Here is a 26262-nt window from a genome sequence, read left to right as displayed (position 1 = left end):
ACCAAATTCCGTGGTGTTCCCGCATTCCTGCAATAGGGAACCGTATCGGGCATGAACTGGATCAATCGCTATATCGACCATCCTTTGCTGGATGGCGCGGCTGGGTCGCTTCGGGCCTGGCATCTCTATACCGGACAGCCGCCGGAACGGCTGGAGCCGGTCTGGAATATCGTCGTTCTTGCCTTTCTGCTAGTTATCAGCGGGCATTTTCTGGATGGCCGCGCGCTTGTCCTCAGTGTCGCAGCACTTCTCATGCTGGCGCTGCCGTCGGCATGGCGGCTGATTTCCTCTTCGCGGCGGGGCGGGCAGGGCTACGGCGCACGGGAGTACAAGACCTTGAGGGCGCGGGCGATTTTCAACCGCGAGGCCCAGTGGGCGCTGAGGGTCATGGTTCTCTTCACATCCGCCTGCCTGCCGTTCCTGGCGCATACGAGCGATCCGGTCGGTGCGGCGTTCCTGCTCGGCGGCAGCATCTGGTTCGTCCTGACGGCGCCTGCCAAATTCTATCTGGATGCGGCCGAACCGCCGATGCCGAATGACGGCGACCGGGCATTCCGGAGCAATCTTCAGTTCGGCTGATTGCCCGTTCTTCAAGTCCAGCTGCGGCCGGCGACTATGCTGGCCGGCGATCTTTCGTCCTTGCGTTGAAGCAATCGGGAACCAATTTCGCAGGTCTCCGTTATCTTCGCAGCAGACGCAAAGGAGATCGCAAATGCTTTATTATGCCTTGGTATTCCTCGTTGTTGCCCTGATTGCCGGTGTACTTGGCTTCGGTGGTATTGCCGGTGCTTCGGCATCGATCGCTCAGGTTCTGTTCTTCATCTTCCTGGTGCTGTTCATCGTGTCGCTCGTCGCGCGCCTGATGCGCCGGGTATAGCTCGAACAGGAACGAACTGCCCGAATAATAAACAACCGGCGCATCAAGCGCCGGATGTTGCTATCTTGGCCGCGAGCCCCGCTAAATAGCTTTCCGCCTCTTCCCAGCCATCTTCGCGTGTCGAGAGGCCGATATAGCCATCGGGACGCACGATGAGCAGCGTCTCTTCGTGTGGAGGGGTTCTCGGGTCGGCGGCCAGCAGATGCGGATATCGAGCTGTCAGCTCGGCACCTTTTTTCCCGTCGGTTGCATAGAGTACGAAACGCGGCTCGCTGCCGGCGCCGGGAGGAGCGCCGGCATATTGTTCCGGTGCAAGCCGTGCGCCGGCTCCCCGGCCATGGGACAGCGGGCTTCTTGTATATTCGATCTCGATCTCGCTCATGGTCGCCGCCATCTTGTTGCGAACCATCTGGAAGCCGAGCAGGGTATGGAAGGCGAGATTGCGCAGCGCCTGAGCTGCCGGGTTACTGAGCGTTCCGATATCGGTGAGCAGGGTGGCGTTACGCAGCACCATATCTCCGACAACGGTCCGTTCCGGACTATAGCTGTCGAGCAGCGAGCTATCGGCCTGTTCGCGCATGACCATCGCTAATTTCCAGGCGAGGTTGATCGCGTCCTGCATGCCGGTATTCATCCCCTGGCCGCCTGCCGGGCTGTGCACATGCGCGGCGTCGCCGGCGAGGAAAGCCCGTCCGCGCCTGTAGTCGGAGACCTTGCGCTCGTTGATCCGGAAATTGGAAAGCCAGACCGGATCGGTCGGCCGAAAGCCGCCGCCGGCGCGACTGTCGATCATGGACTGAACGTCGGCGAGGGTCGGATCGGGGCGCGGATGCGTCGGGTCGGTCTTGCCGACGGTTGCGATCACGCGCACGCGACCGCCCGGTATCGGGAAGATCACGAAAGGCCCGTCGCGGTGAAGATAGGTCGAGATCTCGTCCCCGGCGGGTGCCGCATCACCTTCGAGCCGCACGTCGGCCAGCATCCAGTCGTCGCCCTGGGCGGAGCCGCGGAATTCGACGCCGAGCCCGTGCCGAACGGCACTATGGGCTCCGTCGCAGCCGATGAGCCACGGTGTTTGGACGTTCTCCTGCCTGCCGTCGGCATGGCGCAAGGTTGCTTCCATGTGGTCGCTGCCATCCGCAAAGCTGATGAGTTCAACCTGACGTTCGACGGTCACGCCGAAGCTTGAGAGGTGAGCGGTGAGCAGGCCTTCCGTATCGCTTTGCGGGATCATCAGGGCATAGTTATAGGCGCTTGCGATCTCGTCGAAATCGGTGTGGCCGAGAACGCGGCCCCCGCTGCGCATCGAGGCGCGCTGAGCACGCAGTCCCTTGTCGAGGAAAGCCTGTGTGCAGCCCATGCGGTCCATGAGCTCGAGGGTTCGCGACCAGACGGCCAATGCCTTTGATGTCCGCGTCGGTTCCGGGCTGCGATCGATGAGACGGACCGGAACGCCATAGCGCGCCAATTCCGCCGCCATGGTGAGGCCCACCGGCCCGGCGCCGACGATCAGGATCTGCTGCATCTCTTCCCTCCTTTTTAGGATTTCATCCTCGGCTATACCCCCGGCGAGTGACAGCAAATCTACATGAGGCCTTGGGCGAAGGACAGATTTTGCGCGACCGTTAGCCGCGATGATCGCGCCGGCTATACCGAGACGTGCGTGGGCCTTATCATGTGCGCTCAGATATGTAGCAGGCAAAACGCGAACGCCGGCCGGTGCGTTCGAAATCATCGGAAATGGAGGTCAGGACCATGCACAAGTTCACGGTGGCGGTCACGCAGGAGATCGAAGCGGATACCGCGGAGGAGGCCGCCCTCTTGATGTATCAGGAGCTGACCAAGGGACCGGTACCGATCCGCTATTCGGTGAGCGATGAGACAAAGCTGACGACCGATATAAAACTCGATCGCGAAAAGGCGGAGGAATTCGCTGCGGTCGATCACACTGCGGATCCTGGAAACTGGTGAGCGTGCCACCCGGAACCGGAATATCGGCGGCGGCCATACTTACAGCTCTTCTGTCTCCCAGGCTGCCAGATCGCCTCCTTCGACCGTTTCTCCTCTTGCCACCTTTGCCTCGCGCAGGCCGAGACCGACGCCGATCAGCGCGAGTGCGCCGCCGATGAAGTGATAGGAGAAGAGCTGTTCGCCGAGGATGCCCCAGGCGAGTGCTGCAACGACGATCGGAAGCAGATTGATGAACAGCGAGGTGCGCGCGGCACCCAGCTTCTGGATGCCGATCATCCAGCATAGCGGCGCCAGCAGGGAGGTCGGGATCGCAGCGTAAAGGACGAGCGGCAGGTTGGCCGATGTGATCGGGGAGATCGTGCCCATCAGCCAGATCGGCAGCAGAAGCAATGTCGAAAAGCCGATCTGCCAGAAAAGCTGCTGCCACATGGTGAGCGGAATGGTCCAGCGCCGAAGCATGACGCCGTAGAGCGAGTTCGCGAGCACTGCCACCAGCATCATCCCGTCACCACTATGGAAACCGCCCGTCAGCAAGCTTGCGGGAGCGCCGTGCGAGGTCAGGTAGATAAGGCCGGCCAGGGAGACGACGCCACCCAGAATGCGGCCGGTCGTCAATCTCTCGCCGGCGAGGATGCTGGCAAGCAGGGTAGAAAGCAGCGGCATGAGGGCCAGCATCACGCCCATGTTGACGGCCGTCGTCGTCTTGGCGGCCTCATAGGCAAGGCTCTGATAGATGACCATGCCGAGCGCGCCGAGGCAGGCGAGCCTCCACCAATGGTGGACAAGCACGGCGCGTCGCTCCCATACGCCTTTGGCGACGAAAGGCAGCAGAACGATGAAGGCCAGAAACCAGCGGTAAAAGGAGATCGACCCCGGCGAGATGACCCCCGCGGCAGCCTCTGTCACGATCACGTTGCCGGACCAGATGAGCACGGTCAGAAGCGGCGCAAGCGTCGTTCCTATCGTCGAGGAGGGGGCCATCGCGGAGGAGGGGCTCGAAGCAGCTGGGTTGGCTTGGGTGCTCATGATCGCAATCTCGTTGCGCCCATACTCGTCGGCATCGAAGAGGCGGGCGGATTGTCTTTCGGATGCGCTTTTACTCTTTGTCCGATTTCAGGTATATAACGATTTTCGGACAATGCCTGTCGGAATGCAGACATGAAGAGTAGCGCGCCACGCACGCAAGGGGATCCACCGAAGCCGGTCTCCTTCAGAACTGAGAATTACAAGGGCGGTACGCGATTTCCGCCGGCGCGACAGGATTGGGGCGAACTCAATTATGCTCTCGTCGGTGTCGTCGAATTCAACGTGGAGGGCGTGCGCTATCTCTCGCCGCCGCATTATGCTATCTGGCTGCCGCCCGATACGCTGCACGATGCCTGGAACCAGCACGACATCCGCTATGTCACCATCTATGTCGAGCGGGCGCTATGTGCCGACCTGCCGGCGACAACCTCAACGCTCAGCATCAGCCCGCTCCTAAAGGCAATCCTTGCCGACTTTGCTTCTAGGGATGTCACAGCGCCGGAGACCGCGGAAGACCTGCGGCTCGCGCAAGTGCTGGTCGATCAGATCAGGCTCGCACGCCGTTTCGATAGCTATCTTCCGCTATCCAGCGATGCCCTGCTCGGCCCGATCCTGCGGTCGCTACAGGAACATCCGGGCGACCGGCGATCGCTTGCGGAATGGGCGCGAATGGTGAAAACGACCGAAAGGACGCTCTCAAGACGCTGTCAAGATGAGCTTGGAATGTCGTTCAACGAATGGCGCCAGCGCATGAAATTGATCGCCGCGCTGGCCTTGCTCGACGCCGGACAGCCCGTACAGGAGATTGCGCGGCAATTGGGGTACAGCAACGCCTCCGCATTTATCGCCATGTTTCACCGGTTGACGGGAATGAGCCCGACGCAGATGAAGGGTTAGCCCTTAAGGAGCATGGAACTCAACGCGGCTTCGATTGCCTTGAAAATCAGGCGATGGCAGCGTCCGGCCGGTTCGCATGGGGCAGGTGTGCCAAGGTCTGCGACACGGCATAGTGGTTCATCTTGAGGGAAGATGCGTCGCCGCGTCCAAGAACGCGCGCTGCACTCTCAAGGAACTGAGCGAATGAACGCCGCGAAATATGATCGGCGTCCAGCATCATCGCGATCATCGGATCGTCGACAGCGTCGGAAATTGTGAGATCGGTCATCATAGGTCACCTCTGCTCTGGCTGCCGTTCTACAGCCATTGCGTTACACGCCGATGTCAGGAATTGTTAAATTAGAAATGAATTATACAGATCGTCGTGCTGTCGCAAATCGCACAAGCGGATTACGCCTGTGAACTAATGTGGAAACTTGAACTGGGGCTTGTTCCTATTCGATTCAAGTGGGCTTGGAAAATTCAGATTTCTCCGACCTTTGATGTCACCAGCAATTTCGCCAGCCAATCGACGAAGACGCGCACCTTGTTGCTGAGATGGCGGTTCGGCGGATAGACGATGTGAAGGGGAAGGGGACTGCGCTGCCACTCGGACAGGATGCGGACCAGCTTGCCCTCGGCCAAGGCCTCGCGGATCATGAAGCCGGGAGCCTGCACGACGCCAAGCCCGGTCATGGCCGCCGAAACATAGCTCCGGCTGTCATTGACGGACACCACATAGCGCGGAGATATTTCAAGCGCCTCGTTGCCGCGATTGAACTCGAATGGAATCGTTCGTCCTGTCTGGGCGCGGAAATAGCTGACGGCATGATGGGCCGGCGTTTCCAGGTCTTCCGGCCGCTCGGGAATGCCGAACTTTTCGATATAGAGGGGAGAGGCACAGGTGATGAGGTTGACCTCCGCCACGCGGCGCGCAATCAGCGACTGGTCCGAAGGCATGCCTGCACGCAGCGCGCAGTCGACGTTTTCTGCCAGATAATCCACGAGCCGGTCGCCGACACCCAGGTCGATATGGATGTCAGGATAGCGCAGATGGAAATCGCAGAGCGCCGGAATGACGATCTGGTCGGCAAAGGCACCGGCCATTTCAACGCGCAGACGCCCGCTCGGCAGGCTCTGGGAACTGCTGACGCTGCCGTCGAGTTCCTCTATTTCGGAGAGGATCTGCACGGCGCGCTCGTAATAGAGCGCCCCATCGGTAGTCACCATCACCCGGCGCGTCGTGCGGTTCAAAAGCTTGGTGTGAAGATGCGCTTCGAGAGACTGGATAAGCGTCGTTACAGTCGCCTTCGGCATGGAGAGGGTTGTCGCGGCGCGCGTAAAGTTACCCGTTTCGACAACGCGGGCAAAGGCGCGCATGGCTGAAAGCTGGTCCATCCTGTAATAATCCCTGAGGCCGTTTGAAAGATGCTCATTGTTCGTGAACTTGAACAGTCTGATCGAATATAGGGTACTTATTCTCAAAACGGAATAACAATATGTTCTGGTCAAGTGATGAGGCAGAATGACCTTTGGCTGGTTGATCGCCTCTGTATGGGAGCCCCTCGATGCGTGCCCCTTTTAAGGAAGTAGTACTGGAAGGCGTGGCCACTGGCCCCGTTTCCGCCCGCGTCTTTTGCGATGCGATGGATAACAAGACGGCGCCGATCGTGCTTTATCTGCATGGTGGCGCCTTCCTCGATACCGCGGTCAATATCGGCCGTCCCGTCGCGGAATGTCTTGCTGATGCCGGCGCAATCGTTGTCGATGCAGACTGCAGCGGACCGAGCCAGAACGGTTTTCCGAAGGCAATCGAATATGCCTACGGCGTTCTGGAATATCTCGCCCGCAAGCGTGAACTGGGCGGTAAGAAGTCGCTGCTGTTTGTCGCCGGTGAGGAATCGGGTGGCAATCTGGCAGCGGGTGTCGCACTGAAAGCGCGTGACGGGATGCCTGGCAAGCTCGATGGCCAGATCCTGATTTCGCCTCTGCTTGATCCCTTCATGGGGACCAAGTCTTTCAGGAAGGCCGAAGAGGCTGGCATGCGCGAGCGCTGGACGGAAGGTTGGAACCATTATCTGGGGTTCCTGGGTGGCGTTTGCCATCCCTACGCAGCGCCCTGCTACTGTTCGCGGCTTGCCGGTGTTGCGCCGGCGCTGGTGTTGACGGCGGAGGACGATCCTCTCCGCGACGAAGGTATCGGATACGGCGATCGCCTGAAATCGGCGGGCGTATCGGTCCTGCAGCAGGTTTTCCCCGCCGGGACCGGCTGGCCGACAATTTATGGTGGGCGATCGGACGATACGCCGCGCTGGCCGGAAAAAATCCGGCAGTCGTTCAGCGGCTTCGTCCAGGATATCCGGATGATGTCCGGCACATAGACATACGAATTCATTTCCGGTCCCGGTCCTCCCAAGTCGGGGCTGAAAAAGGAGAGAACACAATGAAGTCCAACGACAAGCGCTGGGCCCTGTGGGGCGCTAGCATAGCTGTTGTTGCGTCAGTTTCCGGCGCAGCATTCTATCTCGACCTGCCACGCGGCGCTGCTGCAAGCGAAACTGCGGCTGCTGCTCCGCCGGCAATTCCGGTGACGGTCGCAACGGTGCAGGCGCGTGACATTACCGCCTGGCAGGAATTCTCGGGCCGCCTCGAAGCGATCGATCGCGTCGAAGTCCGCCCGCGGGTTGCCGGTGCTGTCCAGTCCGTGCATTTCCGCGAGGGTGCACTGGTGAAGCCGGGCGACCTGCTTTTCACCATCGACCCGGCGCCCTATGAAGCATCCGTCGCCCAGGCCCAGGCCCAGGTTGCGGCCGCCAAGGCAAAGCTCGACCTTGCCAAGGTAGAGCTTGATCGTGGCCAGCGGCTTTCCGACAACCGCACGATTTCGCAGAGCGATCTCGACCAGCGTTCGGGCACCTATAGCGAGGCTGACGCCGACCTGAAGGCTGCGCAAGCTGCACTACAGACGGCCCAGCTGAACCTCGACTATACCCAGGTTCGCGCTCCGATTGCCGGCCGCGTCGGCAAGATTGCTGTCACCGTCGGCAACCTCGTTGCTGCAGGGTCTGCTTCTCCGGCTCTTACGACACTGGTATCGGTCAATCCGATCTATGCCAGCTTCAACGCCAACGAGCAGGTGGTGACGCAGGCACTGGCCCAGCTGCCGGCCGATGGCAATGCGGCGCCGCCGGTCGAGCAGATCCCGGTGCAGATCGGAACGACCAGCGATGATGGCACACCGATTTCGGGCAAGCTGCAACTCATCGACAACGAAGTCGATGCCGCAAGCGGCACGGTCGGCGTCCGCGGTGTCTTCGACAATGCCAATGGCCGCCTCATCCCGGGCCAGTTCGTTCGCGTGCGAATGGGCCAGCCGAAGACCGAGAACCATCTTCTGATCAGCGAGCGGGCAATCGGCACCGACCAGGACAAGAAGTTCGTCTTCGTTGTCGATGGCGATAACAAGATCGTCTATCGCCCGATCGTGGTCGGCGACATCAGCGATGGCATGCGGATTGTCGAAAGCGGCCTGAACGCCGGTGATCGCATCGTGACCAACGGCTTGCAGCGCGTGCGCCCCGGTGCGCTCGTCGATCCGCAGCCGGAACAGAAGGTCGCCGCAAACTAAGCGACCGCAGCCGGGAGGCTCAGTCTCCCGGTCATCCAATTCCTGAATTCGTCTTGCCCGTGGCGTCTTTTGCCGCGCGGCCATAGACGTCGTGTCCGTTGTTCATCCCGGAGAGGGTTAGATATGAACATCTCCAGATTTTTCGTCGACCGCCCGGTGTTTGCCGGGGTCCTATCGGTCCTCATCGTCGTTGCCGGTCTCATCGGCATGAAATTGCTGCCGATTTCCGAGTATCCGGAAGTCGTGCCGCCCTCCATCGTCGTCACGGCGCAATATCCGGGCGCCAACCCGAAGGTCATCGCCGAGACGGTCGCAACGCCGCTCGAAGAGCAGATCAACGGCGTCGACGGCATGCTCTATATGAACAGCCAGGCGACTTCGGACGGCCTCTTGACGCTGACCGTCACCTTCAAGCTGGGCACCGACCCAGATAAGGCGCAGCAGCTCGTGCAGAACCGCGTCAGCCAGGCTGAACCGCGTCTGCCGCAGAACGTCCGCGATCTCGGCATCACCACGGTCAAGAGCTCGCCCGACCTGATGATGGTCGTGAACCTGATCTCGCCCGACAATCGCTACGACATCACCTATCTGCGCAACTACGCGACCCTGAACATCAAGGACAGGCTGGCTCGCATCGACGGCGTCGGTCAGGTCGAAATCTTCGGCTCGGGCGACTATTCGATGCGCGTATGGATCGATCCGCAGAAGGCTGCCGAGCGCAACCTTGCCGCTGACGATATCGCCAACGCCATCCGCCAGCAGAACGTTCAGGCCGCCGCAGGCATCATCGGCGCGTCGCCGAACATTCCGGGCCTCGATGTCCAGCTCAACGTCAATGCGCAGGGCCGCCTGACGACGCCGGAGGAATTCGGCAACATCATCGTCAAGTCCGGCTCCAACGGCGAAATCACTCGCCTTCGCGACGTTGCCCGCATCGAAATGGGTGCTTCGGACTATTCGCTGCGCTCGCTGCTCGACGGCAAGGCTTCGGTCGCCGTTCCCGTCTTCCAGGCGCCTGGCTCGAACGCCATCGAGATCTCCGACAACGTCATCAAGACCATGAACGAGCTGCAGGCGGCCATGCCTGATGGCGTAAAGTACGAGATCGTCTACGACACGACACAGTTCGTCCGTGCCTCGATCGACAAGGTCGTTCACACCCTGCTCGAAGCGATCGCACTCGTCGTTATCGTCGTCATCCTGTTCCTGCAGACGTGGCGCGCCTCGATCATCCCGCTGATCGCGGTTCCGGTCTCGATCATCGGCACGTTCGCTGTCATGTATATCTTCGGCTTCTCGATCAACGCACTCAGCCTTTTCGGCCTGGTGCTTGCGATCGGTATCGTCGTCGACGACGCGATCGTGGTCGTGGAAAACGTCGAGCGTAACATCGAAAACGGCCTCAGCCCGCGCGATGCGACCTATCGGGCGATGAAGGAAGTGTCCGGCCCGATCATCGCGATCGCGCTCGTGCTCGTCGCCGTCTTCGTTCCGCTCGCCTTCATCTCCGGCCTGTCGGGCGAGTTCTATCGCCAGTTCGCGCTGACGATCGCCATCTCGACCGTCATCTCCGCCTTCAATTCGCTCACCCTGTCGCCGGCGCTGGCTGCTCTTCTCCTGAAGGGCCACCATGAGCCGAAGGACTGGCTGACGCGTGCGATGGACCGGGTTCTCGGCTGGTTCTTCCGCGGCTTCAACCGAGTGTTCCATGCCGGCTCGAACGGCTACGGCAAGGCTGTCGGCGGCCTCCTGTCGGGCAAGGGCCTCGTGATGATCGTCTACTTTGCGATGATCGGCGCGACCTACTTCCTGTTCCAGGCAGTGCCGGGCGGCTTCGTGCCGGCACAGGACAAGCAGTACCTCATCGGTTTCGCGCAGCTGCCTGATGGCGCCACGCTCGACCGCACCGAGGACGTCGTCCAGAAGATGAACGACATCGTCATGAAGCAGCCGGGCGTCGATCACGCCATCGCCTTCCCGGGCCTGTCGATCAACGGTTTCACAAACTCGTCGAATGCCGGTATCGTCTTCGTCAAGTTGAAGCCGTTCGAAGAACGCACGACGCCTGATCTTTCGGGCGGCGCAATCGCCATGCAGCTGAACAGGAAGTTCGGTGCGATCCAGGAAGCCTTCATCGCCATGTTCCCGCCGCCGCCCGTCCAGGGTCTCGGCACGACGGGCGGTTTCAAGCTCCAGATCGAAGACCGTGCCGGTCTCGGCTACCAGGCGCTCGACGAAGCCAACAAGGCCTTCCTTGCCAAGGCTTATCAGGCACCTGAACTAGCAGGCCTGTTCTCGAGTTACCAGATCAACGTGCCGCAGCTCTATGCAGACCTCGATCGCGCCAAGGCCGAACAGCTCGGCGTGTCCGTGACCGACGTCTTCGATACGCTGCAGATCTATCTGGGTTCGCTCTATGTGAACGACTTCAACGCCTTCGGCCGTACATACTCGGTCCGCATTCAGGCCGATGCCAAGTTCCGCTCGCATGCGGATGATATCGGCCAGCTTAAGGTGCGTTCGGCTTCGGGGCAGATGATCCCGTTGTCGGCTCTCTTGAACGTCAAGTCGACCGCCGGTCCTGAACGTGTGACCCGCTATAACGGCTTCCTCGCCGCCGATATCAACGGTGGTCCGGCGCCGGGCTATTCGTCGGGTCAGGCTCAGGCCGCCGTCGAGCGGATCGCCAATGAAACGCTGCCGAAGGGCATCGGCTTCGAATGGACCGATCTGACCTATCAGCAGATCATCGCCGGCAGCTCGGGTATCATCATCTTCCCGCTCGCGCTCCTGTTGGTCTATCTCGTGCTGGCTGCCCAGTATGAGAGCCTGGCTCTGCCGCTTGCGATCGTCATGATCGTGCCGATGGGCGTGCTTGCCGCGCTGACAGGCGTCTGGCTGATAGGAGGCGACAACAACATCTTCACCCAGATCGGGTTGATGGTGCTGGTGGGCCTCTCGGCGAAGAACGCGATCCTGATCGTGGAATTCGCCCGCGAGCTGGAATTCGACGGCCGCACGCCCTACCAGGCGGCGATCGAAGCGAGCCGGCTGCGTCTGCGCCCGATCCTGATGACCTCCATGGCCTTCATCATGGGTGTCGTGCCGCTGGTGACGTCTACCGGGGCAGGTGCGGAAATGCGCGCTGCCATGGGTGTTGCCGTCTTCTCGGGCATGATCGGCGTCACCTTCTTCGGCATCTTCATGACGCCGGTCTTCTACGTCCTCATTCGCCGCCTCTCGGGCAACCGTCCGCTGACGCAGCATGAGGAGCATACGGCGGAGATCATTCCTCTCGCTGCCGAATGAAAGCTTTGATACCGGCCGCTGACCCCCCGGTGCCGGTATCTTAGGGGCGGAGCCGAAAGGCTCCGCCCTTTTTTATTTGGCGAATTTCTTTGCGCCGGCCACGCAGGCGACGACCGCCAGCGTCACCGCGATCATCACGCCGCTGACGCTTTCGTGCAGCAGGGTCGCCGCCAGCACCAGGCTGAAGAAGGGCTGCAGCAACTGCAGCTGCCCGACCGCCGCGATGCCGCCGAGCGCAAGGCCGCGGTACCAGAAGATGAAGCCGATCAGCATGCTGAACAGCGACACATACCCTAATCCGATCCACGCTGGCCCGCTGATCTGGCTGAACGAGGCCGGCAGGAAGAGCAGCGCAATCGCGAGCATCACGGGTAGCGACAGCACCAGCGCCCAGGAGATGACCTGCCAGCCGCCGAGCTTCCTCGACAGCCGGGCGCCTTCCGCATAGCCGAGCCCACAGACGGTGATGGCCGCGAGCATCAGCAGATCGCCTACTGATGAGGCGGAACTTGCCTGCGAGAGCGCGAAACCGGCAACGAGCGCGCTGCCGAGGCAGGAGAACAGCCAGAAGACCGGCCGCGGTCGCTCGCCGCCGCGCAGCACGCCGAAGATCGCCGTCGAGAGCGGCAATAAGCCGATGAAGACCGTGGAATGGGCCGAGGTGATGTGCTGAAGAGCAAACGCCGTCAGCAGTGGAAAGCCGATGACAACGCCAAGGGCTACGACCGCTAGCGATATGAGATCGACGGAGGCCGGACGCTTTTCGCGAAAGGCGAGCAGCAGGATAAGCGCCAGCGCGCCCGCGATCGTGGCGCGCGCAACCGTGAGGAAAACGGGATCGAAACCCGTCACCGCCGCGCGCGTTGCCGGCAGCGATCCGCTGAAAATCAATATGCCGAGAAATCCGCTGATCCAGCCACTCGCAGTCTTGTCCATGATTCACTCCTGACATTTTCTCTCTCCTCATCTGCCGATGCCTCTGGATCGGCAAGAGACAGACCTGTACAATTGCTGCAAACTGTTGTGGTATCGAGGGCAGTACGGATGGCAGACGATCTGGCGGCGATTGATGTTGGCAATACAAGGATAGATGCGGTCATGGCGGCGGTCCGCAGCCGGGTTGCGGCGCGCAGCCTCGTGCCGGGCTCCCGGCTTCCCTCCGTGCGCGCCTTCGCCAAGACGATGCAGGTGTCTACTTCGACCGTCGTCGAGGCCTATGAGCGGCTTGTTGCGGAAGGGCTGATCCGTTCACGGCCGGGCTCTGGCTTTTACGTCTCGGCCCAACTGGCGCCGCTGTCGCTTTCCGAAATTGGCCCGAAACTCGACCGGGAGATCGATCCGCTCTGGGTTTCCCGTCAGTCGCTGGAGGCGGGCGAGGAGGTGCTGAAGCCCGGCTGTGGTTGGCTGCCTCCCTCCTGGATGCCCGAGGCGGGGATGCGCAAGGCGCTCAGGACGCTGGCGCGAGGGCCGGACAGCGTGCTGTCGGACTATGCCACGCCGCTCGGTCTGCCGGCCCTGCGCCAACTTCTGTCGCGGCGGATGGGCGAGCATGGCATCGGCGCATCGCCCGACCAGATCCTGCTGACTGAGTCGGGCACGCAGGCGATCGATCTTCTCTGCCGGTTGTTCCTGGAGCCGGGCGATACGGTTCTCGTGGACGATCCCTGTTACTTCAATTTCCATGCGCTGCTGAGGGCGCACAGGGCCAAGGTCGTCGGCGTGCCCGTCACGCCAGCGGGGCCTGACGTGCAGGCCTTTGCCGAGGCGCTCGAAGAGCATCGGCCGCGGCTCTACATCACCAATTCTGGTATTCACAATCCGACTGGTGCAACGCTCTCGCCCGTCACGGCGCATCGGATCCTGAAGCTAGCCGACCAGGCGGGGCTGACGATCATCGAGGACGACATTTTTGCCGATTTCCAGCATGTGCCGGCGCCCCGGCTCGCTGCTTTCGACGGGCTCGATCGGGTGGTCCATATCGGCAGCTTCTCCAAGACACTTTCGGCCTCGGCCCGCTGCGGCTTTATCGCGGCGCGGCCGGAATGGATCGAGGCGCTGACCGATCTCAAGATCGCCACCAGCTTCGCCGGCGGCAGATTGTCGGCGGAACTGGTGCTGGCGCTGCTGACCGATGGCAGTTATCGCCGGCATATGGAAGCTCTGCGCGCCCGGCTGCACAAGGCGATGGAGGAGACGATCGCGCGTCTCGGCTCGCTCGGCATCACGCCTTGGCTGAAGCCGCAGGCCGGCATCTTCCTCTGGTGCAGCCTACCGGAGGGATGCGATGCCGCTGACGTCGCGCGGTCCGTTCTTGCCGACAATATCGTGCTGGCACCCGGCAATGCCTTCAGCCTGTCGCTCACGGCCAACAGCTTCATGCGCTTCAACGTCGCGCAGTCTGGCGATACGCGGATTTTTCGCGCGCTGGAGAATGCGCTTCGACAATAAGGGTTCGGGCGAGGCAAGCCCGCGCAAAATTGTCCCAGCATGGCCGATTTGATTTGCAAGATCGGTCCATGGGTTTATCAAGCAAAGGGAAAATGATTGACGTACGTCGGCCGGAGGAGTGGTCGGCCAGCGCGTCTGTTTCGCGGAGGAGCGACATGCATATTGCCATCATCGGTGCTGCCGGAATGGTCGGCCGGAAACTGACGGCCAAACTGGTTGCCGACGGCGTTCTCAGCGGTGAGCCGATCAAGCGCCTGACCTTGCTCGATGTGGTCCAGCCGGCCGCTCCGGAGGGCTTTGCCGGCAGGGTAGATGCCCGCGCTTCCGATCTGTCAGACGAGGGCGAGGCGGAGAAGATCGTCGCGGCGCGGCCGGATGTAATCTTTCATCTCGCGGCCATCGTCTCCGGAGAGGCGGAGGTCGACTTCGAAAAAGGATATCGCATCAATCTCGACGGCACGCGGTTGCTGTTCGAGGCGATCCGCCATGCGAATGGCGAGGATGGATACAAGCCGCGACTGGTGTTCACCTCGTCCTGCGCCGTCGTCGGCGCGCCTTTTCCCTATCCCGTCCCCGACGATTTCAATCTCACGCCGCTCACCAGTTATGGCACGCAGAAGGCGATCAGCGAATTGCTGCTGGCGGACTATAGCCGTCGTGGTTTCTTCGACGGAATCGGCATTCGCCTGCCGACCATCTGCATCCGTCCGGGCAAGCCGAACCGCGCAGCATCGGGATTCTTTTCCGGCATTCTGCGCGAACCGCTGATTGGCATGGAAGCCGTTCTGCCGGTGCCGGAGAGCGTGCGCCATTGGCATGCCTCGCCGCGCTCGGCGGTTGGTTTCCTCGTTCATGGTGCGACGATCGATCTGGCGCCGCTCGGCGTGCAGCGCAGCCTCAATATGCCAGGTGTCAGCGCGACGGTCGGCGAGCAGATCGAGGCGTTGCGTCGCGTCGCCGGCGAAAAGGCCGTGAAGCTGATCCGCCGCGAGCCGGACGAGCTGGTTCAGCGTATCGTCTCCGGCTGGGCGCAAGGGTTCGAAGCCAAGCGTTCGCGAGAACTGGGCTTTACGGCGGAAAGCTCCTTCGACGAGATCATCCGCGTCCATATCGATGATGAGCTTGGAGGGCAGTTGCCGTGAATGCTGTGAGACGCAGGATAGCATTTCTCGGGCTCGGCCTGATGGGTGCTCCGATGGCGCGTCGGCTGATCGGGGCCGGCTTTACCGTCGCCGTCTGGAACCGCGACAGGGCGAAGGCGCAGGCGCTGTCGGGCGAGGGAGGTATCGTCGCCGATACCGCTGCAGAAGCGGCAGAGGGTGCTGTCGTCGTCGTCACCATGTTGACGAACGGCGAGGCGGTCGGAAAGGTGCTGTTCGACGGCGGGGTTGCCGATGCATTGAAGCCGGGTGCGGTCGTTATCGACATGAGCTCCATTCCGCCTTCTGTCGCCCGCGAGCATGCCGCAAGATTGGCGGAGCGCGGCATTCGCCATATCGATGCGCCGGTTTCCGGTGGCGTGGTCGGTGCTGCAGCCGGAACGCTGGCGATCATGGCCGGCGGTGAGCCGGAGGTGATCGCTGAGCTTGCTGATGTTTTTGCGCCGATGGGACGCATGACGCATGTCGGCCCCAGCGGCTCCGGCCAGCTTGCCAAGCTTGGAAACCAGCAGATCGTCGCGGTGACCATTGGTGCGGTTGCCGAAGCCATGATGCTGATCGAGGCGGGTGGCGGATCTGCCGAAGCGTTTCGAAACGCCATTCGCGGCGGCTTTGCCGAAAGCCGGATTCTTGACTTGCACGGCCAGCGCATGGTGTCGCGTGACTTCGAGCCCGGCGGTTCCTCGAATAACCAGCTCAAGGATTTGAACACGGTCCTGGCAACCGCGAAGGATCTGTCGCTGGCTCTGCCGCTGACGGAAGCGGTGCAGGCCGAGTTTGCCGCCTTCGTTGCCGATGGCGGCGGCGAAAAGGATCACAGCGGCCTGTTGCTGCATCTGGAAAAGCTGAATGCCCGTCCGAAAAGGGATGCCTGACATGACCGACAAGAACATGCCGAAGCGCCGCCTGCGTTCGCAGGATTGGTTCGACAATCCGGATCATATCGACATGACGGCGCTCTATCTGGAGCGCTTCATGAACTATGGCATCACGCCGGAGGAATTGCGGTCCGGCAAGCCGATCATCGGCATTGCCCAGAGCGGCAGCGATCTTACCCCGTGCAATCGACACCACATCGAGCTTGCCAAGCGCGTGCGTGACGGCATTCGCGATGCCGGCGGCATACCGATCGAGTTTCCGACACATCCGATCTTCGAGAACTGCAAGCGTCCGACGGCAGCGCTCGACCGCAATCTTGCCTATCTCAGCCTCGTCGAAGTGCTCTACGGCTATCCGCTTGACGGCGTCGTGCTGACGACGGGATGTGACAAGACCACGCCCTCGGCACTGATGGCGGCGTCCACGGTCGACATTCCGGCGATCGTGCTGTCCGGCGGCCCGATGCTCGACGGCTGGCATGACGGCGAACTGGCAGGCTCCGGCATGGCGATCTGGCGGTCGCGGCGCAGGCTGGCTGCAGGCGAGATCGACGAGGAGGAGTTTCTGCAGACGGCGTTGGATTCGGCGCCGTCGGTCGGGCATTGCAATACGATGGGGACCGCTTCGACGATGAATGCCCTTGCCGAAGCACTCGGCATGTCGTTGACGGGCTGCGCCGCCATTCCCGGACCTTACCGCGAGCGCGGCCAGATGGCCTATCGCACCGGCCGGCGGGCGGTGGAACTGGTTCTCGAAAACATCAAGCCATCCGATATTCTGACGCGTGAGGCTTTCCTCAACGCGATCCGCGTCAATTCCGCGATTGGCGGCTCGACCAATGCGCAGCCGCATCTGGCCGCCATGGCGAAGCATGCCGGTGTCGAACTCCATCCCGACGATTGGCAGGTGCATGGTTTCGACATTCCGCTGCTTGCCAATGTGCAGCCGGCCGGCGCCTATCTCGGCGAACGGTTTCACAGGGCAGGCGGGGTGCCGGCGATCATGTGGGAACTGTTGCAGGCCGGAAAGATCGACGGGAGCTGTCCCACGGTGACAGGCAAGACGATGGCCGAGAACCTGAAAGGACGTGAGGCGAAGGACCGCGAGGTCATCCGTCCGTTCGCCGAGCCACTCAAGGAGCGCGCCGGTTTCCTTGTCCTGAAGGGCAATCTGTTCGATTTCGCGATCATGAAGATGAGCGTCGTGTCGGAGGATTTCCGTCGCCGCTACCTGCAGGAGCCGGGCAGGGAAGGTGTGTTCGAGGGCAAGGCCGTCGTCTTCGACGGCTCGGAGGATTATCACAAGCGCATCAACGATACCGAACTCGGCATCGACGAAAATACGATCCTCGTCATTCGCGGCGCTGGGCCACTTGGTTGGCCGGGCTCCGCCGAGGTGGTGAACATGCAGCCGCCGGACGCGCTGTTGAAGCGCGGCATCAAGAGCCTGCCCACCATCGGCGACGGCCGCCAGTCGGGGACGGCAGACAGCCCCTCGATCCTCAATGCGTCACCTGAAAGTGCAGCGGGCGGCGGCCTGGCATGGCTGCGATCCGGCGACATCATTCGCATCGATTTCAATAAGGGCCTTTGCGACATGCTGGTGGAGGACGCGGAAATCGAACGTCGCAAGGGTGATGGCATTCCGCCTGTTCCTGCAGATGCTACGCCGTGGCAGCGCATCTATCGCGGCTCGGTCACGCAACTGTCTGACGGTGCGGTTCTCGAAGGTGCGGCCGATTTCCGAAAAATCGCGGAACATCCGCCGCGGCATAATCATTAACCAGGAAACAGCCCTATCAAAAGTTGCGAACGAAAAGCCATAAAATCACGAGGGTAGTCATTAAGCATCGCTAAAGGATGAGATGATAGGATCGCACGGAAATCATGCAATCTTTCCATGTGCTTCCGGGGAGGAGCAGCAAGCTCGGTGCCAAAGACCAGAAAACGCCGATCCGAACAGGAATTCCAGGATCTCTTGAGGAGATTGGAATTGGCTGTCGAGGCGTCCCAAATCGGGGTGTGGGAGCACAGCATCGGTGACGACAAGATCCTCTGGGACGACCAGATGCACCGGCTTTATGCCACGGGGCGCAGGGATCGGATGGTGAGCGCGGAAACATGGACGATGAGCATCCATCCCGACGACCGCGCGCAGGCCGAAGCGGAATTCGACGAAGCCATTGCGGCTAGGAGCCTCTATAACTCGCAGTTCCGCATCGTGTGGCCAAATGGCGAAATTCGCCATATGCGGTCGCGCGCCCATTTCTACGAAGGGCCTGGCGGCGTTCCGTCCTTTATCGGCGCCGAATGGGACATTACAGCGGATGTCCTGCTCAACCGGGAGCTTGCCGAGCAGAAGAGCGTTGCAGAGGCTCGCGCCGTAGCGCTCGAAGAAAGCAATGCGCGCATAGAATATGCCGCGGATCATGACTATCTGACGGGCTTGCCGAATCGCCGCTATTTCGACCGACGGCTGGCGGAATTGGGGGATGAAGACGGCGCTAATACAGCCGCCATTCTCCACATCGACCTCGATCGCTTCAAACAGATCAACGACAAGTCCGGTCATGCGGCGGGCGATGCCATGCTGCGGAACACGGCGGCGCGCATATCCGATGCAATATCGGAAGCCGACATGGTTGCCCGCATTGGAGGCGACGAGTTCGTGGTGTTGCTTCTCGATTTCGGCGGTGTCGAGGCGCTGAGAACGATCGCCGGCGACATTCTCGAACGTCTGAGCGCCGATATCCATTTCGGTCCGGAGACGCTTCAGAGCGGTGCTTCCATCGGTGTGGCCTGGGGCAGGGCGGCAGACGCCGGCAATCTATTGGCGGAATCCGATCTTGCGCTTTATCAGGCAAAGAAACTTGGCCGCAATCGCGTGGAGTTCTTCACGCTGAAACTGCAATCCGATCTGCAGGGCGAGCGGCAGCTTGCCGAGGAATTGAAGCTGGCGCTCTCGCGGCAGGAGATCGTGCCCTATTATCAGATCCAGGTCGATGCGCGCACGCGACAGATATTCGGGCTCGAGGCGCTCGCACGCTGGCATCATCCTGAGCGGGGACTATTGCTGCCCGGCGTGTTCATGAAGATCGCCGACGAATACGGACTGACGGCGGATGTGGATGCTGCAATCCTCAACCAGGCCCTGCGGGACCGGCGCGAATGGGAGCGGCATGGCATCGTTCCGCCTCGCATTGCGGTCAATATTTCAGGCAGTCGTCTCAACGATCCGCAATTGATCGAGGGGTTGGCGCGCCTCAACATCCCGCCGCATGCCATCGTCTTCGAACTGGTCGAGACCATCTTCCTCGACGATACCGACGAAAGCCTGCTGCTCGACATAGACCGGATCAAGAAGATGGGCATCGATATCGAGATCGACGATTTCGGTTCCGGCCACGCCTCGCTGATCGGTCTGGTCAAGCTGAAGCCGAAGCGGTTGAAGATCGACCGACAATTGGTCACCGCGATCACCGTCTCCGACGAGCAGCGGCGGCTCGTCGCCTCCATCGTCGAAATCGCCAGGGCGCTCAATGTCGAGGTCATAGCGGAGGGGGTGGAGACCGAGGAACATGCGCGGCTGCTGGCCCGCATCGGGTGTGATGGTCTCCAGGGTTACGCGCTCGGCTATCCGAGTTCGGCCGCGCAGACGAAAGCCCTTTTGTCCTCCGATCGGAGGCCCGTCGTCAGGGAATCTGCAGAACTGCAATCAGCCCATAACTGATCGTTCCAAGGACGATAAGCGACAGCGTTGCTGCGCATATCACCCGGCCACCGGCATGGGCGACGGAACGAATGTTGACCGAGAGCCCGAGCGCGGCCATCGCAATCACCGTCAGGACCGTGGAGACGGCTGCCATCGGCGCGATCACCTGTTCCGGGATGAGGCCGAAGGAACGCAGGGCCATCGTTGCAAGGAAGCCGACGATGAACCATGGAACCAGCGAATGATGATGCCCTGTTCGGGCGTCCTCACCCCCGGTTTCGGCCTTTACCAGAATGCCGAGCAGGAAGATGACCGGGCCAAGCATCAGGACGCGCACCAGCTTGACCAGCGTGCCTGTTTGAACAGCGAGGACGCCGACCGGTGCGGTTGCGGCAAGGACCTGGGGTACGGCATAGACAGAGAGACCGGCCAGCACGCCATATTGCGGAATACTCATGCCGGCGTCGAAGTAGAAGGTGGGAAGCAGGAATACGGCCGCGACGCCGAGGACCGCCGTGAAGGCCAGCGCCGCTGCGATCTCTTCCGAGCCGGCTTCGATGACGGGAGCAACCGCGACGATTGCCGAATTGCCGCAGATGGAATTGCCGCAGGCGATCAGCGTTGCAAGCTTCGGCGGCAGGCCGAGCAGGCGCCCGATCGTATAGCTGGCACCGATCGACAGGACGACGACAACGGCAATGCCCGCGATCAGGGCAACGCCGGCGCCGCGGATGGCGGCGAGGCTGATGGAGGCGCCGAGCAGCACGATCGCTATTTCAAGCAGGATCTTGGCGCTGAAATTGATCCCGGGACGGAAAGAGTCCGGCAGGGGGCGGATGGTGCAGACCGCAATTCCGAGCGCTATCGCAAGAACCAGGCTTTCGATCCATTTGCCGCCGAAGAGGTTCATTTCCGCTCGCTCGCCTAGATAGGCTGCCAGGGCAACGGCACTGCACAGAACCAGTCCGGGAACGATGTGGGAGGTGCGCTTGAGGAGGGGCATTCTGAACCGCCATTCGGAGTGTTATTTCTCAATGGCAGGAATGTCTCATCTGCGAACATCGACATCCATCGAATATTATCCTACGTTTCGTTCGCTAAAATAGAATGATTTGCCCATGACCTTTGAGCAGCTTGCCATCTTCGTCGCTGTGGCCGAGCGGGAGCATTTGACCCACGCGGCCGAAGCCATTCATCTGACGCCTTCGGCCGTCAGCACGGCAATCAAGAATCTCGAAGCCTATTACGGGGTCGAGCTCTTTCATCGCGTCGGACGACGGATTGAACTTACCGAGACCGGGCGGACCTTTCTCGACGAGGCAAGGGCGACGCTTGCACGAGTGAATGCCGCGGAACTTATGCTCTCGGAACTCGGCGGACTGCAGCGCGGGCGGCTTACGCTCTGCGCCAGCCAGACGATAGCGAGCTACTGGCTTCCCCCGGTCATGATGCGTTTTCATCGCGATTATCCGGGAATCGATCTCGATTTGATGATCGGCAATACGCGCACCGTCTCCGATGCCGTCATCGAGGGGCGGGCCGAGCTTGGCTTCGTCGAGGGAGAGCTGGATGCGCCGGTCCTTTCCTCGCGCGTCGTGGCCCAGGATGCGTTGGCCTTGATCGTGGCACCGGATCATCCCTGGGCGGACGGACGTCTGCTGTCGGCAGCAGATCTTGTCGCCGACAGCGGCTGGGTCATGCGCGAAGAGGGGTCGGGAACGCGATCGGAATTCGAAAATGCGATAGAGAGGCTCGGCGTATCGCGCAGCGATCTGCAAATTGCCCTGACGCTGCCTTCGAACGAGGCGGTCCTGGCGGCGGTGCGGTCGGGGCCTTGCGCGGCGGTGATATCAAGTGCTGCAGCTGCCCTCTATCTGCAGGAGGGATTGCTTGTCAAAGCAGCTTTCGATCTTCCGGTCAGGAATTTCCGGCTGCTGCGGCATAAGGAGCGCCATGCCAGCAAGGCGGCACTGACGCTCGAGGCGATGTGCAGAACCGGTTGAGCTTCAGTCCAGGCGCTTCTGGCCGGCGACGACGAGTTCGATTTCGTTGCGCGCCAACATCGCCTGGATGTCGCCCGGCGGTTGGTCGTCGGTCACCATGACGTCGTAGGTGGAAGGGTCGTCGATGATGATTGGCGCGCTTCGGCCGAACTTCTTGCTGTCTGCAACGATGATCCGGTTCTCGGCGCGCCGGGCCGCCTCGCGGGAATATTCCGCTTCCTCCAGATCGTGCAGCATGAAGCCTGACGTGGCGTTGACGGCGCCGACCGAAAGGATGGCGTGACGAACGCTGAAGCGCCGCAGGAAGTTGATCGCTTCCATTCCGAAGGCGCCGCCGTCATGCGTGCGCAGTTCGCCGCCGGCGAAGAAGACGCGATTGCCATTACGGGTCGCCAGCGCATGAGCAACCGAGACGGCGTTGGTGACGATGAAAAGATTCTGGTGCTTCTGCAGCGCGACAGCAATGAAGGCCGTCGTCGAGCCGATGTCCAGGAAGAGTGTGTCGCCGTTCTCGATCATGCTGGCGACGCTGGCAGCGATGAGCCGTTTGGCCTCGGGATTTTCGTTCATGCGAAAATGCAGCGGTTGCTCGATGACGGAATCCTTGATGTGGACACCGCCATGCACTTTCGTCACGAGGCCGTTGGCCTCCAGGGTGCGGATATTGCGCCGGATCGTTTCCTCCGACACGGCCAGCCGGTCAGCCAGAAACTGAATGCGACTGGCTCCCCCCGCAAGCCGCAACTCCTCCAGTATTTCGCGCTCGCGGTGGTTCGAATGTATTGGAAGTTGGTCGACGTCGGTCATTTTTCCAACCTGCTTGGTTCCCTTAAACCAATTTTTAAGTCAAATTTGACCGTTCGTGAAGCATTCCGTTCGCTAAGTGCTGCGAATTCGCGATTTCCAGAGGGATTCGCCCGATAAAACTCAACAAAAAGCCAAATATTCGTTTCTTTATGTGGTTGGCGCTTGACACGTCGGCGTTTGTGAAGAACCTTTTATCACAAATGGCTTAAATGCCATGCGGCTCGGAGGGGGAATGAGCGTAACGCCGGAAGACAGGATTCATACTCTCGGGATCTGGCATGGATCAATCGAGATAACTCCTCTCTTTGGCGGCCTCACCAACCGAAACTATCTGGTCAGAGACAATTGCCGCCGTTGCGTGGTACGTCTCGGTACCGATATTCCCGTCCACCATATCAGCCGGGCCAACGAGCTTGCCGCCAGCAAGGCCGCCCACGAGGCCGGCATTTCGCCCGCAGTCATCCACCATGCGCCCGGTGTCCTCGTCCTCGACTATATCGACGGGGCGCCGCTTGTGCCGGCAGATGTTCGACATGCATCGATGTTCGAGCGTGTGGTCGCGCTTGTACGCGAATGCCATTTCGAGATTCCAAAGCATTTCCGCGGTCCGGCGATGATCTTCTGGGTCTTCCATGTCATACGCGACTATGGAGCGGCCCTCCGTTGTGGCAACCGGCATGCAGAGTCGATCCCGTCGCTCATCGAGAAGGCGGAACGGCTGGAGCGGGCGGCGGGACCGTTCGAAATCGGTTTCGGCCACAATGATCTCCTGGCTTCCAATTTCCTCGACGATGGAAAGAAGCTCTGGCTGATCGACTGGGACTATGCCGGCTTCAACACGCCGTTGTTCGATCTGGGCGGGCTGGCGTCCAACAACGAGTTTTCCGCGGAGCAGGAAGCTGCAATGCTGGAGACCTATTTCGAACGGTCGATCGATGACGATCTGTGGCACCGCTACGTGGCGATGAAATGCGCTTCGCTCCTGCGCGAAAGCATGTGGAGCATGGTTTCGGAAACCCATTCCAGCATCGATTTCGACTATCCCACATATACCGATGAAAACCTGGCGCGGTTCGACCGCGCTTACGAGATATTTTGTGGATATTGAGGTTCATTTGATGAAGACCCTGCCAACAACAGCAAAAGCGATCGTCATAGGCGGCGGCATCATCGGGTGCTCCACGGCCTATCACCTTGCCAAGCTCGGCTGGACGGATACTGTTCTTCTGGAGCGCAAGAAGCTGACATCCGGCACGACGTTCCATGCCGCCGGTCTTGTCGGCCAGCTGCGGACGAGCGCCAATATTACCCAGCTGCTCGGCTATTCCGTCGGCCTCTACAAGGAACTCGAAGCCGAGACGGGGCTTGCCACCGGCTGGAAGATGAATGGCGGCCTGCGGGTTGCCTGCAACGAAGAGCGCTGGACCGAGGTCAAGCGCCAGGCGACGACAGCGCAGTCCTTTGGTCTCGAGATGCAGCTGCTGACGCCTAGGGAAGCACAGGACCTCTGGCCGCTGATGGAGATCGACGATCTCGTCGGCGCGGCCTATCTCCCGACCGACGGCCAAGCCAATCCCTCCGACATCACCCAGGCGCTGGCCAAGGGTGCAAGGATGGCCGGCGCCTCGATCTTCGAGGACACCGAAGTTCTCGATATCGAGATCGACAAGGGCCGCATCCGCGCCGTTGTGACAGACAAGGGCCGCATTGAATGCGAGCGGGTTGTCGTTTGCGCCGGGCAGTGGACGCGGGCCTTCGCCGCCCGTTTCGGCGTCAACGTGCCGCTCGTCTCGGTCGAGCATCAATATGTCATCACCGAATCCTTCGGCGTTCCTTCCAATCTGCCGACGCTGCGCGATCCCGATCGGCTGACCTATTACAAGGAAGAGGTCGGCGGCCTTGTCATGGGCGGCTACGAGCCCAATCCGATCGCGTGGGCGGTCGACGGCATTCCTGAAAATTTCCACTATTCTCTGCTCGATTCCAATTTCGACCATTTCAACCAGATCATGGTGCAGGCGCTCGGGCGCGTGCCGGCGCTTCAGACCGTTGGCGTCAAGCAGCTGCTCAACGGCCCGGAGAGCTTCACGCCCGACGGCAATTTCATCCTTGGCGAGGCGCCGGAGCTGAAGAACTTCTTCGTCGGCGCGGGCTTCAATGCTTTCGGCATTGCGTCGGCCGGTGGTGCCGGCATGGCGCTGGCCGAATGGGTGTCGAAAGGCGAGCCCCCCTACGACCTCTGGCCTGCCGACATCCGGCGCTTCGGCCGCCCGCATTTCGATACGGACTGGGTGCGCACCCGCACGCTGGAAGCCTATGGCAAGCACTACACGATGGCATGGCCATTCGAGGAGCATTCCAGCGGCCGGCCCTGCCGCAAGTCGCCGCTTTACGACCGGCTGAAGGCGCAGGGCGCCTGTTTCGGCGAGAAGCTCGGCTGGGAGCGGCCGAACTGGTTTGCGGATCTCTTTGCCGGCGAGGAGCCGAAGGATATATACAGCTATGCCAGGCAGAACTGGTTCGATGCCGTCGGCCGCGAGCACAGATCGACGCGCGAGGCTGCCGTCATCTTCGACCAGACCTCGTTTGCGAAGTTCCTGCTCAAGGGGCGCGACGCGGAAGCGGCGATCTCGTGGATTGCGTCCAACGATGTCGCGCGGCCGGTTGGTTCGCTTGTCTACACGCAGATGCTGAACGACAAGGGCGGGATCGAGTGCGACGTGACGGTTGCGCGCATTGGCGAAGAAGAGTTTTACATAACCACTGGCACGGGTTTCGCGACCCATGACTTCAACTGGATATCGAAGAATATCCCGCCCGATCTGCATGCCGAGCTGGTCGACGTCACTTCCGCCTATTCCGTCCTGTCGCTGATGGGGCCGAATTCGCGTCTCATTCTCGAAGCGGTCACCAATGCGGATATCTCCAACGCGAGCTTCCCTTTCGGTACTGTGCGTACGGTCGGGATTGCCGGGTGCCCGGTCAGGGCCTTGCGCATCACCTATGTCGGCGAACTCGGTTACGAGCTGCATGTACCGATCGAATATGCTGCGACCGTCTATGATGCGTTGATGATAGCGGGGCGGGACCACGGGCTCGTCAATGCCGGGTACAGGGCAATCGAGAGCTGTCGGCTGGAAAAGGGCTATCGCGCCTGGGGATCGGATATCGGGCCGGATCATACGCCTGTCGAGGCCGGTCTCGCCTGGGCGGTGAAGATGCGGAAGAACATCGCCTTCCGCGGCCGTGATGCGATCGAACGGCAGCTGGCAACGGGTGTACGCAAGATGCTCGCCTGCTTCGTGCCGGATGATCCTGATGTCGTGCTGCTTGGTCGCGAGACGATCTACCGGGACGGCAAGCGCGTCGGCTGGCTCTCGAGCGGCGGCTTCGGCTACACCGTCGGCAAGCCGATCGGTTACGGCTATGTGCGCGACCCGGAGGGTGTCACCGAGGACTTCGTCTTGTCAGGAACATACGAGCTCGACGTCGCCAGGCAGCGTGTGCCGTGCAAGGTGTCGATGAAGCCGCTCTATGACCCCGACATGCTGAGGATCAAGGCGTAAA

22 protein-coding genes are annotated in these 26262 nt (G+C 61.1%); 15 read left to right on the top strand and 7 right to left on the bottom strand.

Going from position 1 to position 26262, the window contains the following annotated elements; all coding sequences use genetic code 11:
• The first annotated feature begins 51 nt into the window (after positions 1–51).
• Positions 52–579, top strand: a complete 528-nt coding sequence (locus DTW90_RS03840) for a hypothetical protein (RefSeq protein ID WP_132518556.1) — start codon at positions 52–54, stop codon at positions 577–579.
• Between the two features lie 133 nt (positions 580–712).
• Positions 713–877: a DUF1328 domain-containing protein gene (locus DTW90_RS03835; protein WP_132518558.1), complete on the top strand. Its 165-nt coding sequence runs from the start codon at positions 713–715 to the stop codon at positions 875–877.
• A 43-nt stretch (positions 878–920) separates the two neighbouring features.
• Here DTW90_RS03835 and DTW90_RS03830 read toward each other — a convergent pair whose 3' ends face one another.
• Positions 921–2612: an FAD-dependent monooxygenase gene (locus tag DTW90_RS03830; protein ID WP_149336527.1), complete on the bottom strand. Its 1692-nt coding sequence runs from the start codon at positions 2610–2612 to the stop codon at positions 921–923.
• A 20-nt stretch (positions 2613–2632) separates the two neighbouring features.
• Here DTW90_RS03830 and DTW90_RS03825 point away from each other — a divergent pair, with 20 nt between their 5' ends.
• Positions 2633–2848: a hypothetical protein gene (locus tag DTW90_RS03825; protein WP_132518562.1), complete on the top strand. Its 216-nt coding sequence runs from the start codon at positions 2633–2635 to the stop codon at positions 2846–2848.
• 39 nt (positions 2849–2887) lie between these two features.
• Here DTW90_RS03825 and DTW90_RS03820 read toward each other — a convergent pair whose 3' ends face one another.
• Positions 2888–3874: a DMT family transporter gene (locus tag DTW90_RS03820; RefSeq protein ID WP_149336525.1), complete on the bottom strand. Its 987-nt coding sequence runs from the start codon at positions 3872–3874 to the stop codon at positions 2888–2890.
• 132 nt (positions 3875–4006) lie between these two features.
• Between DTW90_RS03820 and DTW90_RS03815 the strand changes: the two genes are divergently transcribed.
• On the top strand, positions 4007–4771 hold the full coding sequence (locus tag DTW90_RS03815) for a helix-turn-helix transcriptional regulator (RefSeq protein WP_149336523.1): 765 nt from the start codon (positions 4007–4009) through the stop codon (positions 4769–4771).
• Positions 4772–4817: 46 nt separating this feature from the next.
• Here the strand turns inward: DTW90_RS03815 and DTW90_RS03810 are convergent, their stop codons facing one another.
• Entirely contained in the window at positions 4818–5039 is a 222-nt protein-coding gene (locus DTW90_RS03810; protein WP_149336521.1) for a hypothetical protein, read from the bottom strand.
• A gap of 194 nt (positions 5040–5233) precedes the next feature.
• Positions 5234–6148, bottom strand: a complete 915-nt coding sequence (locus DTW90_RS03805; RefSeq protein ID WP_132518570.1) for a LysR family transcriptional regulator — start codon at positions 6146–6148, stop codon at positions 5234–5236.
• A gap of 170 nt (positions 6149–6318) precedes the next feature.
• Here DTW90_RS03805 and DTW90_RS03800 point away from each other — a divergent pair, with 170 nt between their 5' ends.
• From DTW90_RS03800 to DTW90_RS03790, 3 genes are all read left to right on the top strand, one after another.
• Positions 6319–7131 carry an alpha/beta hydrolase gene (locus DTW90_RS03800; protein WP_132518572.1) on the top strand — a complete coding sequence of 271 codons (813 nt, stop codon included), beginning with the start codon at positions 6319–6321 and terminating at the stop codon, positions 7129–7131.
• A 62-nt stretch (positions 7132–7193) separates the two neighbouring features.
• Positions 7194–8378 (top strand): efflux RND transporter periplasmic adaptor subunit, encoded by a 1185-nt coding sequence (locus tag DTW90_RS03795; protein WP_149336519.1) that lies wholly within the window; start codon positions 7194–7196, stop codon positions 8376–8378.
• Between the two features lie 123 nt (positions 8379–8501).
• A complete protein-coding gene (locus DTW90_RS03790) occupies positions 8502–11687 on the top strand; it encodes an efflux RND transporter permease subunit (protein ID WP_149336517.1) in 3186 nt (1061 codons plus the stop codon).
• Between the two features lie 72 nt (positions 11688–11759).
• On the opposite strand, the gene DTW90_RS03785 is transcribed toward DTW90_RS03790, so the two are convergent.
• Positions 11760–12623, bottom strand: a complete 864-nt coding sequence (locus DTW90_RS03785) for a DMT family transporter (protein WP_149336515.1) — start codon at positions 12621–12623, stop codon at positions 11760–11762.
• A gap of 108 nt (positions 12624–12731) precedes the next feature.
• Between DTW90_RS03785 and DTW90_RS03780 the strand changes: the two genes are divergently transcribed.
• The 5 genes from DTW90_RS03780 to DTW90_RS03760 all read left to right on the top strand — a co-directional run bounded on the left by DTW90_RS03780 (position 12732) and on the right by DTW90_RS03760 (position 19903).
• Positions 12732–14135, top strand: a complete 1404-nt coding sequence (locus tag DTW90_RS03780; protein ID WP_149336513.1) for a PLP-dependent aminotransferase family protein — start codon at positions 12732–12734, stop codon at positions 14133–14135.
• Positions 14136–14290: 155 nt separating this feature from the next.
• On the top strand, positions 14291–15277 hold the full coding sequence (gene denD, locus DTW90_RS03775; RefSeq protein ID WP_149336511.1) for a D-erythronate dehydrogenase: 987 nt from the start codon (positions 14291–14293) through the stop codon (positions 15275–15277).
• Positions 15274–16170, top strand: coding sequence for an NAD(P)-dependent oxidoreductase (locus DTW90_RS03770; RefSeq protein WP_281407553.1), 897 nt, complete (start codon positions 15274–15276; stop codon positions 16168–16170). The genes denD and DTW90_RS03770 overlap by 4 nt, the downstream gene beginning before the upstream one ends.
• A gap of 1 nt (position 16171) precedes the next feature.
• A complete protein-coding gene (locus DTW90_RS03765) occupies positions 16172–17956 on the top strand; it encodes an IlvD/Edd family dehydratase (RefSeq protein WP_149336509.1) in 1785 nt (594 codons plus the stop codon).
• Between the two features lie 117 nt (positions 17957–18073).
• Entirely contained in the window at positions 18074–19903 is a 1830-nt protein-coding gene (locus tag DTW90_RS03760) for an EAL domain-containing protein (protein WP_149336507.1), read from the top strand.
• Here DTW90_RS03760 and DTW90_RS03755 read toward each other — a convergent pair.
• Positions 19866–20888: a YeiH family protein gene (locus tag DTW90_RS03755; protein WP_149336505.1), complete on the bottom strand. Its 1023-nt coding sequence runs from the start codon at positions 20886–20888 to the stop codon at positions 19866–19868. The two genes, DTW90_RS03760 and DTW90_RS03755, sit on opposite strands and share 38 nt — an antisense overlap.
• Positions 20889–21003: 115 nt before the next feature.
• Between DTW90_RS03755 and DTW90_RS03750 the strand changes: the two genes are divergently transcribed.
• Positions 21004–21888 carry a LysR substrate-binding domain-containing protein gene (locus DTW90_RS03750; RefSeq protein WP_132518590.1) on the top strand — a complete coding sequence of 295 codons (885 nt, stop codon included), beginning with the start codon at positions 21004–21006 and terminating at the stop codon, positions 21886–21888.
• A 3-nt stretch (positions 21889–21891) separates the two neighbouring features.
• On the opposite strand, the gene DTW90_RS03745 is transcribed toward DTW90_RS03750, so the two are convergent.
• The gene (locus DTW90_RS03745; RefSeq protein ID WP_132518592.1) at positions 21892–22695 is read right to left on the bottom strand and encodes a DeoR/GlpR family DNA-binding transcription regulator; all 804 of its coding nucleotides are present in this window, start codon (positions 22693–22695) and stop codon (positions 21892–21894) included.
• A gap of 232 nt (positions 22696–22927) precedes the next feature.
• Between DTW90_RS03745 and DTW90_RS03740 the strand changes: the two genes are divergently transcribed.
• Together DTW90_RS03740 and DTW90_RS03735 are read left to right on the top strand one after the other, a co-directional pair.
• Positions 22928–23803 carry a phosphotransferase gene (locus DTW90_RS03740; protein ID WP_149336504.1) on the top strand — a complete coding sequence of 292 codons (876 nt, stop codon included), beginning with the start codon at positions 22928–22930 and terminating at the stop codon, positions 23801–23803.
• 7 nt (positions 23804–23810) lie between these two features.
• On the top strand, positions 23811–26261 hold the full coding sequence (locus tag DTW90_RS03735; protein ID WP_188079887.1) for an FAD-dependent oxidoreductase: 2451 nt from the start codon (positions 23811–23813) through the stop codon (positions 26259–26261).
• Position 26262: the final 1 nt, after the last annotated feature.

This window comes from Neorhizobium sp. P12A (genome assembly GCF_008365395.1).
Taxonomy (GTDB): domain Bacteria; phylum Pseudomonadota; class Alphaproteobacteria; order Rhizobiales; family Rhizobiaceae; genus Rhizobium.
The sequence above is the reverse complement of the archived record's forward strand: the minus strand, read 5'-3'. Positions and strand labels throughout refer to the sequence as shown.